At 67.3% G+C, this 16,260-nt stretch carries 12 protein-coding genes; 4 read left to right on the top strand and 8 right to left on the bottom strand.

Annotation, left to right across the window (positions count from 1 at the left end):
* Positions 1–4 precede the first annotated feature (4 nt).
* On the top strand, positions 5–685 hold the full coding sequence (locus LWH48_RS06780) for an ABC transporter ATP-binding protein (protein ID WP_232911982.1): 681 nt from the start codon (positions 5–7) through the stop codon (positions 683–685).
* Here the strand turns inward: LWH48_RS06780 and LWH48_RS06775 are convergent.
* From LWH48_RS06775 to LWH48_RS06760, 4 genes are all read right to left on the bottom strand, one after another.
* A complete protein-coding gene (locus LWH48_RS06775) occupies positions 670–1,536 on the bottom strand; it encodes an alpha/beta hydrolase (protein ID WP_232911981.1) in 867 nt (288 codons plus the stop codon). The two genes, LWH48_RS06780 and LWH48_RS06775, sit on opposite strands and share 16 nt — an antisense overlap.
* 19 nt (positions 1,537–1,555) lie before the next feature.
* Positions 1,556–2,059, bottom strand: a complete 504-nt coding sequence (locus tag LWH48_RS06770) for a disulfide bond formation protein B (protein ID WP_232912046.1) — start codon at positions 2,057–2,059, stop codon at positions 1,556–1,558.
* A gap of 5 nt (positions 2,060–2,064) precedes the next feature.
* The gene (gshA, locus tag LWH48_RS06765) at positions 2,065–3,675 is read right to left on the bottom strand and encodes a glutamate--cysteine ligase (RefSeq protein WP_232911980.1); all 1,611 of its coding nucleotides are present in this window, start codon (positions 3,673–3,675) and stop codon (positions 2,065–2,067) included.
* A 107-nt stretch (positions 3,676–3,782) separates the two neighbouring features.
* Complete coding sequence (locus LWH48_RS06760) at positions 3,783–6,146, bottom strand: Tex family protein (RefSeq protein ID WP_232911979.1); 2,364 nt, start codon at positions 6,144–6,146, stop codon at positions 3,783–3,785.
* A gap of 206 nt (positions 6,147–6,352) precedes the next feature.
* On the opposite strand from LWH48_RS06760, the gene LWH48_RS06755 reads away from it, so the two are divergent.
* Positions 6,353–8,062 carry an AMP-binding protein gene (locus LWH48_RS06755; RefSeq protein ID WP_232911978.1) on the top strand — a complete coding sequence of 570 codons (1,710 nt, stop codon included), beginning with the start codon at positions 6,353–6,355 and terminating at the stop codon, positions 8,060–8,062.
* Between the two features lie 332 nt (positions 8,063–8,394).
* Here the strand turns inward: LWH48_RS06755 and LWH48_RS06750 are convergent, their stop codons facing one another.
* The 4 genes from LWH48_RS06750 to LWH48_RS06735 all read right to left on the bottom strand — a co-directional run bounded on the left by LWH48_RS06750 (position 8,395) and on the right by LWH48_RS06735 (position 13,167).
* Positions 8,395–9,948 (bottom strand): phosphoenolpyruvate carboxykinase, encoded by a 1,554-nt coding sequence (locus LWH48_RS06750; RefSeq protein WP_161431400.1) that lies wholly within the window; start codon positions 9,946–9,948, stop codon positions 8,395–8,397.
* A 283-nt stretch (positions 9,949–10,231) separates the two neighbouring features.
* On the bottom strand, positions 10,232–11,107 hold the full coding sequence (gene hslO / locus LWH48_RS06745) for an Hsp33 family molecular chaperone HslO (RefSeq protein WP_232911977.1): 876 nt from the start codon (positions 11,105–11,107) through the stop codon (positions 10,232–10,234).
* 43 nt (positions 11,108–11,150) lie between these two features.
* The gene (locus LWH48_RS06740) at positions 11,151–12,155 is read right to left on the bottom strand and encodes a glutathione S-transferase family protein (RefSeq protein ID WP_232911976.1); all 1,005 of its coding nucleotides are present in this window, start codon (positions 12,153–12,155) and stop codon (positions 11,151–11,153) included.
* A gap of 97 nt (positions 12,156–12,252) precedes the next feature.
* The gene (locus tag LWH48_RS06735) at positions 12,253–13,167 is read right to left on the bottom strand and encodes a LysR family transcriptional regulator (protein ID WP_232911975.1); all 915 of its coding nucleotides are present in this window, start codon (positions 13,165–13,167) and stop codon (positions 12,253–12,255) included.
* Positions 13,168–13,268: 101 nt separating this feature from the next.
* On the opposite strand from LWH48_RS06735, the gene LWH48_RS06730 reads away from it, so the two are divergent.
* Positions 13,269–14,123, top strand: coding sequence for a pirin family protein (locus tag LWH48_RS06730; protein WP_232911974.1), 855 nt, complete (start codon positions 13,269–13,271; stop codon positions 14,121–14,123).
* Between the two features lie 229 nt (positions 14,124–14,352).
* Positions 14,353–16,152 carry a peptidoglycan DD-metalloendopeptidase family protein gene (locus tag LWH48_RS06725; protein ID WP_232911973.1) on the top strand — a complete coding sequence of 600 codons (1,800 nt, stop codon included), beginning with the start codon at positions 14,353–14,355 and terminating at the stop codon, positions 16,150–16,152.
* The last annotated feature ends 108 nt before the right edge of the window (positions 16,153–16,260 follow it).

Raw genomic sequence — 16,260 nt, 5'->3', positions numbered from 1 at the left:
CGTCATGCTCAAGGTGGAAGCCATCGAGACACGCTACGGCCCGGCCCAGGCCCTGTTCGGGGTGGACCTGGCAGTGGAGGCGGGCCAGATGGTGGCGCTGATGGGGCGCAACGGCATGGGCAAGACCACCACCATCCGCTCGATCTTCGGGCTCACCCCACCCCACGCCGGGCGCATCACCTTCGAGGGGCGCGAGCTGCGCGGCCTGGCGCCCCACCGCATCGCCCGCCTGGGGCTGGGCCTGGTGCCGGAGGGACGACGCTGCTTCCCCAACCTGACGGTGCGCGAGAACCTGCTGGTGGCCGCACGCGCCGGCGAGTGGACGCTCGAGGCCGTGGAGGCGCTCTTCCCGCGCCTGGGGGAGCGCGACCGCCAGGCCGCGGCGACCCTCTCCGGCGGCGAGCAGCAGATGCTGGCCATCGGCCGGGCGCTGATGACCAACCCGCGGCTGCTGGTGCTCGACGAGGCTACCGAGGGGCTGGCACCGGTGATCCGTCAGGAGATCTGGCAGGCGATCGGCCGCCTCAAGGGCCAGGGCCAGGCGATCCTGATCGTCGACAAGAGCCTCTCGGAGCTGCTGCCCCTGGCCGACCGCTGCGTGCTGCTGGAGAAGGGCCGCAGCGCCTGGACGGGGCCGCCCGAGGCACTGACCGCGTCGCTGCGCGACCGCTATCTGGGGGTGTGAAACCCCATGACGGTACTGGCCAGCCGCCCACCATCGAGATAGTGCTCGAGGATCGAGAAGTGGTCATCGCCGGGCAGCACGGCCTGCTCGACCGCGATGCCCTGCTCGCCCAGATGGGTGGCGTAATCCGTCATCTGTCGGCTGAACTCGCCGGACTCCTCACCACCCGCCACCAGGCTCACTTTCGCCGCTACTCGGCAGGGCAGGAAGGCCGGGCTGAACTCGGCGACGTCGCGTCCGTCCAGCCGCAGCTTGGGCTGTAGCCAGGACCAGGGGAAGGGGCTGAGGTCATACAGGCCACTGACGCATAGCGCTCCCCTGATTAGATCGTTGGGAAGGCCGTAGACACCTTCCCAATCGGTAGCCAACAACATCGCACACAGGTGCCCGCCGGCGGAGTGGCCAGAGACGCTGATGCTGGCCGGGTCGCAGCCCTCCTCGGCGGCGTGGCGATACGCCCAGGCCAAGGCGGCGCGGGCCTGACGCACGATCTCGGCGAAGCGCACCGCCGGGCAGAGCGCATAGTTGACCACCCCCACCGAGATCCCTGCGGCCACCAGGTCGTCGACGATGAAACCGAACTCCCGGTGGCCCAGCGAACGCCAGTAGCCGCCGTGGAAGAAGAGGTGCAACGGCGCGCGCTCGCCCTCCTTGCGATCCTCGGCGTGATAGAGGTCGAGACGCTCGGCCAGGCTGGGCCCGTAGGGCACGTCGAGGGAAACGCGATGGCGGGCTCGGGTGGCGTCGCTGCGGGCCCGCCAGTCGGCCACCAGCGCCGCCGGGTCGCGACCGATCATGGGATCGTAGGCGCGGTCGATGACTTCCTGGGTGGCGAAGTCGCGGTAGAGCATGGTGATCCTCGCCGGCAGTTCAGCGCTCGCGGAAGGCCGACAGCAGCATGCCCAGCGGTGCCAGCGCCAGCACGATGAAGCCCACCAGGGTCCAGCCCGGCAGCGTGATGCCCAGGAACAGGAAGTCGATCTCGGCGCACTCCCCGGAGCCGGAGAGGACCATGTTCACCACCTCCTGCAGCGGCAGGATATCCAGCATGTAGTCGAGGCCCGGGCCACAGCTGGGTACCTCATCGGCGGGCAGCGACTGCAGCCACAAGTGGCGGCTCACCACGCCGATGCCGCCACCCACCGCGGCCAGGCCCAGCATGCCGTAGAGTGCTGAGCCGAGGCGACCGGCGGGGTTGTGGATGGCCGCCAGGGCGAACACCACACCGGCACTTATCACCGCCACGCGCTGGAAGATGCACAGCGGGCAGGGCTCGAGGCCGACGATATGCTCGAGCCCCAGGGCCACCGCCATCATCAGGACACAGAAGGCCAGGCCGGCGAGGCTCCACTGGCGCACGGAGAGGCGAGACAGGGCGCTCACTGGCTGACCCCATCGGTGACACGGGATTCCCGGGCACGGGCGAAGTAGTCGCTCAGGAAGTCGGCGAAGGAGACGCGATCGGCGGCCTCGATCTCCGCCTGCTGTCGATGGGAGGTCTCCACCAGCTCGTCGAACATCCCTTCGCGACCGGGGTCCATCGGCTCCTGGCGCAACCGGTCGGCCTGCTCCCGGGCGATGCCCAGCATGGCATCAGACAACTCCTCACCACGCTCCTGCAGGCGCGCCAGCAGCTGGCCGGAGGGAGTCAACGCCGGGTCCTCCAGCCGCGGCAGCATGGCGGCCACGGCATCGGCATGGGGCGTGCCCTCGTCCAGGCGGTCGAGAAGCTCGGCCACCCGACGCATCTCGCCGAGGATCTCGCCGCCCCAGTCGGCGACGCTGCGCGGCGTGCCGGCGTGGCACAGGCGCAGCTCGGGATCGCGGCCGCGCTCCACCACCAGGCGCCGGTTGTCGTCGAGGGTGTCGCACTCGGCATCGGGGATCCAGGGGCTCTCGGACAGCAGGCACCACATCACGAAGGTGTCGATGAAGTGGATCTGGGACTCGTCCACGCCCAGGGTCAGCAGCGGATTGAGGTCGAGACAGCGCACCTCGATATACTCCACCCCGCGGGCCTCCAGGGCCTGGCTGGGAGTCTCGTCGTGACGGGCCACCCGCTTGGGCCGGATATCGCTGTAGTACTCGTTCTCGATCTGCAGGATGTTGGCGTTGAGCTGGCGCCACTCGCCGTCCTCGTTGACGCCCAGCGCCTCGTAGGCGGGCCACGGCGTGGAGATGGCGTGGCGCAGGGTGTTGACGTAGTTGGAGAGCGAGTTGAAGCAGATCTTGAGCTGCTCCTGCACCTTGTTCTGGTAGCCGAGGTCCGACATGCGCAGGCTGGTGGCGTAGCGCGAGATCAGTGTCTCCTCGCCGTGGGCCTCGAGCTTGTCGGGGATCCTGCCGTCGGGAAGGAAGCTGCGGTCGATGGCCGGCGAGGCGCCAAACAGGTAGAGCAGCAGCCAGCTGTGGCGACGGAAGTTGCGGATCAGGCCGAAGTAGCGCGCCGAGCGATAGTCGTTCAGCGGCGTGGCCTGTTCGCCATCGAGGTCACGCAGCAGCGTCCACAGGTCGTCGGGCAGCGAGACGTTGTAATGCACCCCAGCGATGGCCTGCATGATGCGCCCGTAGCGCACATCGAGCCCCTGGCGGTAGACCCGCTTCATGGTGCCCACGTTGGAGCTGCCATAGTCGGCGATCGGGATGCTGTCGTTGCCGTCGAGGCGTGCCGGCATGCTGCCCGGCCAGATCAGCTCATCACCCAGGTAGCGATAACTGAAACGGTGCAGGTCGCCGAGGAACTCCAGGGCGTCGGCGGGCCGACAGGTGACCGGGGTGATGTACTCCAGCAGCGCCTCGGAGTAGTCGGTGGTGATATGCGGATGGGTCAGCTTGGAGCCCAGCGCATGGGGATGCAGCGTCTGGGCGACGCGCCCCTCGGGGTCGACGCGCAGCCCCTCCTTCTCGAGGCCGCGACGCAGTCGGCTGAACTCACCCTGGCGGGCATGGCCCTCCAGGCGGGAAACAAGACTGGCGAGTGTATCGGACAAGGTAACACCCCTTGTGTTGGAAAGGCGCGATGATAAGCGCCGAGGCGGCGCGCCTCGCTGATAGTGAGACGGGCGCCCTGGCGGCGCCCGTAGAAGGCCTGATTGTATCAGCCTTTCTGCTTGGCCTTGAGCAGGGCCGCCCCCAGGGCGCCCATCTGCCCGCCCTGGCTGGCATCGCTGCCGCGCCCGGCGCCCTTGCGCGGGGCCTTGCCGCCGCGGGCCTGGCGTTCGCCGCCATTCCCTTCACGTCGGCGCCGAGGCTTGTCGCCCTCCTCGCCCGGCTGGTCGTCGAGGCGCATGGAAAGGCCGATGCGCGCACGCTCCAGGTCGACGCTCATCACCTTGACCCTGACGATATCGCCGGCCTTGACCACCGAGCGCGGGTCCTCGACGAACTTGTCGGAGAGCGCCGAGATATGCACCAGGCCGTCCTGGTGGACACCGATATCGACGAAGGCACCGAAGTGGGTGACGTTGGTGACGCTGCCCTCGAGGATCATCCCCGGCTCCAGGTCCTTGAGGGTCTCGACCCCCTCGCGGAACTCGGCGGCCTTGAACTCGGGGCGCGGGTCGCGGCCCGGCTTGTCGAGCTCGACCAGGATATCGGTGATCGTGGGCACCCCGAAGCGCTCGTCGGCGAACTCGGCGGGCTTGACCGCCTTGAGGGTGGCGCTGTCGCCGATCAGGCTGGAAAGCGCTCGACCACTCCTCTCCGCGATGCGCTCCACCAGGGGGTAGGCCTCGGGGTGCACAGCGCTGGCGTCGAGCGGGTTGTCGCCGTTCATGATGCGCAGGAAGCCGGCACACTGCTCGAAGGTCTTGGGGCCCAGGCGGCTGACGTCGAGCAGCTGCCGGCGACTGGCGAAGGGTCCCTCGGCGTTGCGCCGCGCGACGATGGCCTCGGCCAGCGCCGGCGAGAGGCCCGCCACCCGCGAGAGCAGCGCGCTCGAGGCGGTGTTGAGATCGACACCGATGGCGTTCACGCAGTCCTCGATCACCGCCTCCAGGCTGCGCGACAGCTGCACCTGGGAGACGTCGTGCTGGTACTGGCCCACGCCGATGGATTTGGGTTCGATCTTGACCAGCTCGGCCAGCGGGTCCTGCAGGCGGCGGGCGATGGAAACCGCGCCGCGGATGGTGACATCGAGGTCGGGCAGCTCGCGGGAAGCATACTCCGAGGCGGAGTAGACCGAGGCACCGGCCTCGCTGACCATCACCTTGGAGAGCGAGCGCTTGCCAGCCAGCAGCTTGACCAGATCGCCGGCGAGCTTGTCGGTCTCGCGACTGGCGGTGCCGTTGCCCACGGCGATCAGCGCCACGTCATGCTTCTCCACCAGCCTGGCCAATTCGGCCAGCGAGGCGTCCCAGGCGTTGCGCGGGGCGTGGGGATAGATGGTGGCGTGCTCGAGGAACTGGCCGGTGGCGTCGACCACGGCAACCTTGCAGCCGGTGCGCAGGCCCGGGTCGATGGCAAGCGTCGCCTTCTGCCCCGCCGGGGCGGCCAGCAGCAGGTCCTTGAGGTTGGCAGCGAACACCTCGATGGCCGCAAGCTCGGCACGCTCGCGCAGCCGGCCCAGCAGCTCGGTCTCGAGATGGGTATAGAGTTTGACCCGCCAGGTCCAGCGCACCACGTCGCGCAGCCACTTGTCTGCGGCGCGTCCCTCGTCACGGATGTCATAATGGCGGGCGATGGCCACCTGGGCCGGATGGATCGGCGCCTCCTCCTCGCCGGGCAGCCGGATGGCCAGGGTCAGCACACCCTCGTTACGGCCGCGGAACATGGCGAGCGCGCGATGCGACGGCGCCTTGGCGAGCTTCTCGTCGTGCTCGAAGTAGTCGGAGAATTTGGCGCCCTCGGCCTCCTTGCCGGGAATCACCCGGGCGCTGAGCTCACCCTCGCTCCAAAGCCGCTCGCGCAACCGCCCTACCAGCTCGGCATCCTCGGCGAAGCGCTCCATCAGGATCTGGCGCGCACCATCCAGGGCCGCCTTGGCGTCCTCGATGGCGGGGATATCACCTTCCGCGGGGCGCAGATAGTTGGCCGCCTCGGCCTCGGGGTCCAGGGTGGGGGCGGCCAGCAGGGCGTCGGCCAGGGGCTCGAGGCCCGCTTCCCGGGCGATCTGGGCCTTGGTGCGGCGCTTCTTCTTGTAGGGCAGATAGAGGTCTTCCAGGCGCTGCTTGGTGTCGGCGGCCTGAATCAGCCCCTTGAGCTCATCGCTGAGCTTGCCCTGCTCGTCGATGGCGGCGAGCACCGCCGCGCGGCGCTCCTCCAGCTCGCGCAGGTAACCCAGGCGCTCATGGAGGTTGCGCAGCTGGGTATCGTCGAGCCCACCGGTCACCTCCTTGCGGTAGCGGGCGATGAAGGGCACGGTCGCCCCGCCGTCGAGCAGCTCCACCGTGGCCGTGACCTGCTGCGGGCGAACGGAAAGCTCCTCGGCGAGGCGCGTGATGATGCGGTTGGTGGCGTCCATGTAACCCCTTCACTGATGCTCGAAAAACGATCGCGACAAGGTATCACAAACGCCGGGGCTAGCCACGCGCGGCGGGTGCCGCCGGGAAAGAGGCAACTTTAGTCCAAGCGTTCGCTTGGTTCTTGGACAGGAAGGGTGGAGTCTGGCTAGAGTTTCTAGCCTCATCACCTTCTACACAATGCATCAACAACACGAAGGGACAGCACATGCCGACATCATCGAGCTCACCGGCGCTGGAGCGCTTCCTCGCCGCCCGCGACTTCCTGCAGGCGAACCGCGAGGACTACGACACCGCCTATCGCGACTTCCGCTGGCCGACGTTCAGCGAGTTCAACTGGGCCCTGGACTACTTCGATGTCATGGCCCGGGACAATGACGCCCCGGCGCTGTGGATCGTCGAGGAGGATGGCCGGGAGGCGAGGCTCAGCTTCGCCGAGATGGCGCGGCGCTCCAATCAGGCCGCCAACTGGCTGCGCTCCCTGGGCGTGGCGCGGGGCGACCGGGTGCTGCTGATGCTGGGCAACGAAGTGGCGCTGTGGGAGGTGATGCTGGCCTCCATCAAGCTCGGTGCGGTGATCATCCCCGCCACCACCCTGCTGACCCCGGAGGACCTCGAGGACCGCATCACACGCGGCCAGGTCAGGCACCTGGTGATCGGCCATGAGCACTTGGAGAAGTTTGCCGGTCGTCAGGACACTCTGACGCGGATCGCCGTGGGCGGCACCGCCGGGGGATGGCTCGACTTCGCCGAGTCCCATGATGCCAGCGACGCCTTCACCCCCGACGGGCCGACGCCCGCCGACGACCCCATGCTGCTCTACTTCACCTCGGGCACCACCTCCCAGCCCAAGCTGGTCACCCATACTCACCAGTCCTACCCGGTGGGACACCTCTCCACCCTCTACTGGATCGGCCTGCAGAAGGGGGACCGCCACCTCAACATCAGCTCTCCGGGCTGGGCCAAGCACGCCTGGAGCTGCTTCTTCGCCCCCTGGAACGCCGGCGCCTGCGTCTTTCTCTACAACTATTCGCGCTTCGACGCCGCCGCCCTGCTGAAGGTGCTGACGGACTACGAGATCACCACCCTCTGCGCGCCGCCCACGGTGTGGAGACTGCTGATCCAGCAGGACCTGGCCTCCCACCGGGTCGCCCTGCGCGAGGCGGTGGCCGCCGGCGAGCCCCTCAACCCCGAGGTGATCGAGCAGGTACGCCGCGCCTGGGGCATCACCATCCGCGACGGCTTCGGCCAGACGGAGACCACTGCCCAGATCGGCAACTCCCCGGGCCAGCCGCTCAAGGCGGGCTCCATGGGGCGCCCGCTGCCCGGCTACCGGGTGGCGATGCTCGACGCCGAAGGCAACCCGGCCGCAGAGGGAGAAGTCGCACTGGCGCTGGGCGAGGAGCGCCCCGCCGGCCTGATGGTGGGCTATGCCAATGACCCGGAACGCACGGCGGCGGCCATGCAGGGCGGCTATTACCGCACCGGCGACGTGGCGAGCGTGGATGAACAGGGCTATATCACCTACGTGGGCCGGGCCGACGATGTCTTCAAGGCATCCGACTACCGCATCAGCCCCTTCGAGCTCGAGAGCGTGCTGATCGAGCACCCCGCAGTGGGCGAAGCGGCTATCGTGCCCAGCCCCGACCCGGTGCGCAGCTCGGTGCCCAAGGCCTATGTCATTCCCGCCGCCGGCTACGAGCCCAGCGCCGAACTGGCCCGGGATATCCTCGCCTTCGCCCGTGAGCGACTGGCGCCCTACAAGCGCATCCGCCGGCTGGAGTTCGCCGACCTGCCCAAGACCATCTCGGGCAAGATCCGCCGGGTGGAGCTGCGCCAGGCCGAGGTACACAAGGCCAGCGATGAGCGCGGCGAGCTGGAGTTCCGGGAGGAGGATTTCCCCGACCTGAAGGAATGAAACAACAGGCGCCGGATAAGGTGGCGTACCTCCCGCCTCGCAGGAGCCCGATTTATCGGCGATGGAGAACCCAATCGCCGGATGAATCCGGCTCCTACAGGGCGAGCGTATTGGCCCCTTCACCGTGGGCCCGATTTATCGGCCGATGCAGAGCCCAATCGCCGGATGAATCCGGCTCCTACATGGAGGTTCTCGGCCACCCGACGCGTAGGAGCCCGATTTATCGGGCGATGCCATGCCACCCCACCATACGAAAGAACCCGGCGCCGCCTAGGCGGTGCCGGGTTCTTTCATGCAAGCCAGGGGTCCCGCGAGGGGCCCGAGTGCTGCGCTCAGGTCAGGCTGGGGCCCGCCTTGACGATCGCATCGCTGACGCCGTCGAACTTCTTGAAGTTGTCGACGAACTTGGCGGCCAGCTCCTGACACTGACGGTCGTAGGCGTCCTTGTCTTCCCAGGTCTCGCGCGGGTTGAGCAGGCTGGAGTCGACGCCCGGCACCGCGGTGGGCACGTCGAGGTTGAGGCCATCGAGGCGATGGGTCTCGACCTCGCGCAGCATGCCGGACTGAATGGCACTGATGATGGCGCGGGTAGTCGGGATGGAGAAGCGTGCACCGCCCTCGCCGTAGGCGCCGCCGGTCCAGCCGGTGTTGACCAGGTAGACCTGGGCGTCCTTCTCTTCCACGCGCTTGATCAGCAGGTCGGCGTACTCGCGCGCCGGACGCGGGAAGAACGGCGCACCGAAGCAGGTAGAGAAGGTGGCGGCCAGGCCCTCGGAGGAGCCCATCTCGGTGGAGCCCACCTTGGCGGTGTAGCCGGAGAGGAAGTGGTAGGCCGCAGCCTCCTTGGAGAGCACGGACACCGGGGGCAGCACGCCGGACATGTCACAGGTCAGGAAGACGATGGCGTTGGGCTCGCCGGCGCGGTTCTCGGGAACACGCTTCTCGACGTGCTCCAGCGGATAGGCGGCGCGCGAGTTCTGGGTCAGGCTGTCATCGGCGTAGTCCGGCTCGCGACGGTCGTCGAGGACCACGTTCTCCAGCACGGTGCCGAACTTGATGGCGTTCCAGATGACCGGCTCGTTCTTCTCGGAGAGGTCGATGCACTTGGCGTAGCAGCCGCCCTCGATATTGAAGACGGTGCCCGGGCCCCAGGCATGCTCGTCGTCACCGATCAGGTAGCGCGCCTGGTCGGCGGAGAGGGTGGTCTTGCCGGTACCGGAGAGGCCGAAGAACAGGCAGGTCTCGCCATCCTCGCCGACGTTGGCAGAGCAGTGCATCGGCAGCACGTCGAATTCCGGCAGCAGGAAGTTCTGTACCGAGAACATCGCCTTCTTCATCTCGCCGGCGTAGCGCATGCCGGCGATCAGCACCTTCCTCTCGGCGAAATTGATGATCACGGTGCCGTCGGAGTTGGTGCCGTCGCGAGCCGGGTCACATTCGAAGCCGGCGGCATTGAGGATGGTCCACTCCTCCTTGGCGGAGGGGTTGTAGGCCTCCGGACGCACGAACATGGTGCGGCCGAACAGGTTCTGCCAGGCGGTCTCGGTCTGTACGCGCACCGGCAGGTAGTACTCCGGGTCACTGCCCACGTGCAGCTCGGAGACATAATGCTCGCGGCTCTGCAGGTAATCCTCGACACGCCCCCAGAGCGCACCGAACTTCTCGGCGTCGAAAGGACGATTGACACTGCCCCAGTCGATCTTGGCGCTGGTGGTCGGCTCGTCGACGATGAAGCGATCCTTGGGCGAGCGACCGGTGCGGACGCCGGTGCTCACCACCAGGGCGCCATTGGCTGCCAGGCGGCCTTCGCCGCTGGCCACTGATCGCTCGATCAGTTCGGCGCTGCTGAGGTTGACGTGGGCGTGGGAAGCTTGGGGTGTGGTCATGTCGATTCCTGGGCCGTGGGCCGATTCTCTCGTGTGCCTGGCGTCGCCGGAGACGCGAAAAGCCGGGGGTAGCATGGCGATCGGGCCCTGCGGCTGACTGCCTGTGGACCATGATCGCGCCTGAAAGCGGCGCCATTATGGCAAAAAGGACGAGGGCGGGGAACGCCATTTTTGGGCGAAATTCATGTAGTTTTTCTACAACATGCGCGGAATTCGCCACGCGTTCACTTGTGCACCGCAAAAAGGATGCGCCGGCAAGGCATGCCGGACGCCAGCCTCGTCATCAGTGCAGGGTCGTCGGTGGCTCGCTGGCGCCGGCCAGCAACGCCTCGACCTCCTCCTCGGAGAAGGCGTAGCGAGTGTGGCAGAAGTGGCATTGGGTCTCGATGCCGCCCTGCTCCGCGACCACGTCGCGCAGCTCCTCGGCACCCAGCGTCACCAGGGCATCGGCGATGCGCTCCCGGGAACAGGTACAGCCGAACCGCAGCGCCTTGGGCGGGAAGATGCGCACCGTCTCCTCGTGATAGAGGCGCTGGAGAAGCGCCTCGGGGGCCAGGCCCAGCAGCTCCTCCTGCTTGACGGTCGCCGCCAGGTGCACGCTGCGCTCCCAGGCATCGAGATCCTGGTTCTGCGACTCGTCAGGCATGCGCTGCAGCAGCAGGCCTCCGGCGCGCAGACCATCGGCGGCAAGCCACAGTCGGGTGGGCAGCTGCTCGGACTGGGCGAAGTAGTCGGCCAGGCAGTCGGCCAGGCTATCGCGATCCAGGGCGACGATGCCCTGGTAGCGGTGCCCCTCGCGGGGGTCCAGGGTGATCATGATCTGCCCCTCGCCCACCAGCTCGCGGAAGCCGGCACTCTCGTCGGGGATCGCCGCGTCCTCGGCCATACGGGCGATGGCACGCAGCTCGCCGCCGGGGTTGGACTCGGCCATCAGCAGGGCCAGGGCGCCGTTGCCGCGCACCTCGATGCTCAGGGTGCCATCGAGCTTGACGGTGTCGGTGAGCAGGGCCACCGCGGCGAGCAGTTCGCCGAGCAGGTGATTCACCGCGGGAGGATAGGCGTGGCGATCGAGGACCTCGGCATAGGCCTGCTCGAGGGTCACGAGCTCGCCGCGCACGTTGGTGTTGTCGAACAGGAAGCGCTGGATCTGGTCGGTCATGGGACTCGTATCTGGATATGAAGTTGGGCGCATTCTAGCAGCCTCACCCCTTCTCGCGGATACCCTGCCCCGGCAGGCGCTCGCGGTCGTGGGGGCGCGAAAGCTCGAGGATGGGGCCGTGGGGCACGATCCGCGTGGGATTGATGGTGTCGTGGCTGTAATAGTAGTGGCGTTTGATATGGTCGAAGTCCACGGTCTCCTTGACTCCCGGCCACTGGTAGAGCTCGCGCAGGTAGTTCGAGAGGTTGGGGTAGTCCTCGATGCGCCGCAGGTTGCACTTGAAGTGGCCGTGATAGACGGCATCGAAGCGCACCAGGGTGGTGAACAGGCGAATATCCGCCTCGGTGAGCCACTCGCCGGCCAGGTAGCGGTGCTCGGCCAGGCGTGCCTCCATGCGGTCCAGCGCCTCGAACAGCGCCACCACATGCTTCTCGTAGACCGCCTGCTCGGTGGCGAAGCCGGACTTGTAGACGCCGTTGTTGATGTGGTCGTAGACATCGGCGTTGACCGCATCGATGGTCTCGCGCAGCTCCTCGGGATAGAAGTCCAGGCGGTTGCCGGTGAGCCCATCGAAGGCCCCATTGAACATGCGCAGCAGCTCGGCCGACTCATTGTTGACGATGCGCCCTGCCTGCTTGTCCCACAGCGCCGGTACCGTCACGCGCCCGGTGTAGTGCGGATCGGTGAGGGTGTAGAGCTCGCGATGATAGGCCACGCCATTGACGGGATCGCCACTCGAGCCCTCGGCCTGATCATAGGTCCAGCCCTGGTCGAGCATCAGCGGGCTGACATGAGAGAGGCCGACAAGGTCCTCCAGCCCCTTGAGCCTGCGCATGATCATGACGCGGTGCGCCCAGGGACAGGCCAGGGAGACATAGAGGTGGTAACGCCCCGCTTCGGCGGGCAGCCCCGGCTGGCCGTCGTGTCCCTCGCTACCGTCGCGGGTCACCCAGTCGCGCAGCTGGGCGGACTCGCGCACGAATTCGCCGCCGTGCTTGTCGGTGTCGTACCACTGGTCGTGCCACTTGCCGTCGATCAACAGGCCCATGGAAATCCTCCTCTGGTGGGCGGCCTTCGCCGCGATGGGTCAGTCCTCCCAGAGTAAGACGAAACTATCGATGCTTCAGCGCATATTCTGGGCGCTTTCATTCGATAGCATCGAATTCCACCCTGCCCGTGCCGCGCTGCGCCTCACTGGTCAGGGCACCGGCCAGGAAGCGTGTCGCCGGGCCCGCGCGGTCGCGGTCGCGATGGATCAGCTGCACGGGAATCTCACGGATACCCCCGGCGGTGAGCGGCAGCGGCTGGAGGCGTCCGGTATCGAGTGCCTGGCGAATCCGCGTCTCCGGCAGCCAGGCGAAGCCGAGGCCGCGCTCCAGCATATCGATGGAAGTCTCCAGGTGGCTCAGGGTCCAGCGCTGCTCGGCCTTGAGCCATCCCGCATCCATGGATTGCCGCAACGCCGAGTCACGCACCACCAGTTGGCGGTGCTGCACCAGGTCCCGCAGGTCCAGCGGCCGCCCCAGACGATGCAGGGGGTGGTCGGGATGGGCAACCGCCACGAAGCGCACGGTGGCCAGCGGCTCGCCCAGGAACCCCTGGGCGGAGAGGCCCGAGATCACCAGGTCGGCCCTGCCGTCGTAGAGCATCTCGATGCCGCCGTTGAGTACCGTCTCGTGAAGCTGTACCCGCACATGGGGATAGGCCGCCGAGAAGGTGGCCAGGGCGCGGGCCAGGGCGTCGGGGGGAAACACCTGGTCCACCGCCAGCACCACTTCGGCCTCGAGGCCCTCGGCGAGGCTGCCGGCCACCTCCTCAAGGGCCGCCGCGCTCTCGATCAGCTGCCGTGCACGACGCAGCAGCATCTCGCCCGCTTCGGTCAGGCGCACCTGGCGGCCTGCCGGCTCCAGGACACGCACCCCGAGCTGCTCCTCCAGCTTGTGCACCGCGTGATTGAGAGTGGAGGGACTCTTGTGGATCGCCTCGGCGGCACGCGCAAAACCACCGTGATCGACGACCGCCGCCAACATCTGCCACTGGGCCAGGGTGACACGGGACATTTCGAACTCCTCGAACATACAAAGCGAAACTATGCGCTTAAGTTTCGAAAAAACCGACCTAAAATACCAGCCATTACCCGACAGATCACAAGGCAATCACCATGAGCGCATCACAACTCCGCCAGGTCCAGCAGCTGCAGCCGAGCCGCCCCAGCCAGGACGGTGACGGCGTCAAGATTCGCCGGATCCACGACTTCGGCGGCGGCCTGGACCCCTTCCTGATGCTCGATGAGCTGGGCTCCGAGCGCCCCGACGACTATATCGGCGGCTTCCCGCCGCATCCTCACCGTGGCATGCAGACGCTGACCTATGTACTCCACGGTGGCCTGACCCACGAGGACCACCTGGGACACTCCAGCACCATTCGCGCCGGCGACGCCCAGTGGATGCACACCGGCCGCGGCATTATCCACTCGGAGATGCCACTCACCGACAGCCAGGGCCTGCACGCCTTCCAGCTGTGGATCAACCTGGCCGCCAGCGAGAAGATGAGCGCCCCCACCTACCGCGACGTGCGCGCCGTAGAGATGCCGCAGCTCGTCGAGGGCGATAGTCGGCTGGTCGCCCTGGGTGGCCACTGGCGGCGCGACGATGGCGAGGCCGTCGATGGGCCGCTGGATGCACTGGCCGGCCGGGGAGGGGTGGCCCATGTCCACCTGGGGGCGGGAGGCGACATGGCACTGCAGGCCGATGCCCCGACCCTGCTGGTCTATGTGTTCGCAGGCGAGCTCGACATCGGCGAGACTCGGGTACCGGCCGGCCAGTTGGCGCGGCTGGGCTCGGGCAGCCGTCTCGCGTTGACCAGCGCCGAGGGCGCCGACGCCCTGCTGCTGACGGGCATCCCCCACGGCGAGCCCATCGCTCACTACGGCCCCTTCGTGATGAACCACCAGCACGAACTGGAGCAGGCGCTGCGTGACTATCGCGACGGTCACTTCGCCGAAGGCATGGCCTGAGCGGCACCCCGGGACGTATTGGCCGGGGGTTGCAATCCCCGGCCGACTTCGTTCCAATGCATACTTAGCAAACAGCGTTCACTTTCCTCTTCTGCCACCCACGGCACGGACACCACAGCCGCCCGGGGCGGCACAACTGTGGATGCGTACAGCCTAGGCAGCACCCCCATCATGGGTTATGGTTCAAGGGCCTTTTTCTACCTTTATCTATATTCACTGGCCTTTATCCATGCTGCGAGTCCTCCATTCGCTGCCCCGCACGCACAAATTGTTGCTGTTACCGGTCGCCACCATGGTCACCGTGCTGGGCGCACAGAAGATCATCACCACCTATCAGGATGTCCAGCGCGACTCCCGGTCGCTGGAAACCGTCGTCATTCCCCTCGACGCCGACGCTACCTCTCGCCTGCCCTCGCTGAGTCTTCAGCGCGGCCCCGTGGGTGACGCCATCGAACTGGCCAACCAGGCGCTGGACGCCACGCGACAGCGTGTGCCCATCACCCAGCTGAAGGTCAGCGAGGTGGTCGACCTCGAACTCATCGATGAGGCCGGTGCCGCCAGCGCAGGCACCGCACCTCCGCTGCTGGCCCGCCCTGTTGAAGACGCCACCCAGAGTGGCGACACGCCCTTGGTGATGGCCCAGGCACCGACCCGCGCCACCCTGGACAAGCAGGCCGTGCGGATCGCCAGCGAGATCGCTGCTCGGGAGACCGGCAGGCTGGATCGCGGTGCCCTGCATATCGCCACAGTGATCGGCACCATCGGAAGCGGCATGCTTGACCACGATGGCAGCCTGGTGGCCGATGCCACCTCCTACGAGGAGATCCCCGAGGGCGAGTTGAGCGTGCTCGACGACGTGCCGGTGCTTCTCGAACGTGAGATCGCCGCGCGTGAGCCCTATGTCCCCGAGTGGGAGACCTATACGGTACAGTCGGGCGATGCCTTCGCGGCAATGGCCGAGAACCGCCTGGGCCTGGGTTACAGCGAGGTCCTGGCCTTGCTGGAACAGCTGCCCGACAGGAACATGCTGGAGCGCTGGCGGGTCGGCAGTCGCCTCGACTACCAGCTGGACAAGGACGGCAAACTGCTCTCGCTGCGCATGATGCGCGATGCCCGCAGCGGCTTCGTCGCCGAGCGCGAGGGCGAGGCATTCGAGGTCGCCAGCATCGAGCACACCGGCGAAGCCGCCCAGCGCCTGTTCGCCGGCACCGTCAGCGGCAGCTTCACCCGCTCGGCCCAGGCCACCGGCCTCTCCAGCACCGAGGTCTCGCGCCTGACCCACGTGCTGGGCAAGAAACTCGACTTCCGCCGCGACACCCGTCGCGGCGATCGTTTTCAGGTGCTGGTCGAGTCCGATGTGATCAACGGCGAGAGCTTCGATCCGCGCATCCTGGCAGTTCAGTATGAGGGCGAGCGCACCGCGCTGACCCTGGTACGCAACAGTGCCGACAACAACTTTTACACTCCGGAGGGCGAGAGCCTCGATCCCGCCTTCAATCGCTACCCCTTCGAGGGTCGCTACCGGCTGAGCTCCAACTTCAACCCGCGTCGCAAGCACCCGGTGACCGGGCGCATCAGCCCACACAAGGGCACCGACTTCGCCATGCCGATCGGCACACCGATCACCGCGCCCTCCGACGGCGTAGTCGAGTCGGTGCGTAGCCACTACGCCGCGGGCCGCTACGTGGTGATCCGCCACGACAACGGCTACCGCACCCGCTACCTGCACCTTTCCAAGCCGCTGGTCAGCCGCGGCGAACGCGTGACCATGGGGCAGCGTATTGCGCTCTCCGGCAACACCGGCCGCAGCACCGGACCACACCTCCATTACGAGGTGCTGGTCAGCGACAACCAGGTCGACGCCATGAAGGTCAAGCTGCCGGAGAACAAGAGCCTCGCGGGCGATCGACTGGTGGCCTTCCAGCGTGAGGCAGAGCCGCTGCTCGCCGCCCTGCAGTCCGGCGAGGTCGGCCCGGTGGTGGCCAGCACCGCCGAGACGGATCCCGACGAGGAGGCCGACGAGGGCTGATCGCGCGTCGTACCATCCCCGCTGTTCCGCTGCGCCCCGCCATCGTGCGGGGCGTCTCGATTCTGCCCCGCCTCCGGAGAGCCCCGTGTCATCCCCCCACACGCGCCC

The organism is Halomonas sp. G15 (assembly GCF_021282295.1).
Taxonomy (GTDB): Bacteria; Pseudomonadota; Gammaproteobacteria; order Pseudomonadales; family Halomonadaceae; genus Halomonas; species Halomonas alimentaria.
Note: the sequence above shows the minus strand (reverse complement) of the source record. Positions and strands in the feature narration are given on the sequence as shown.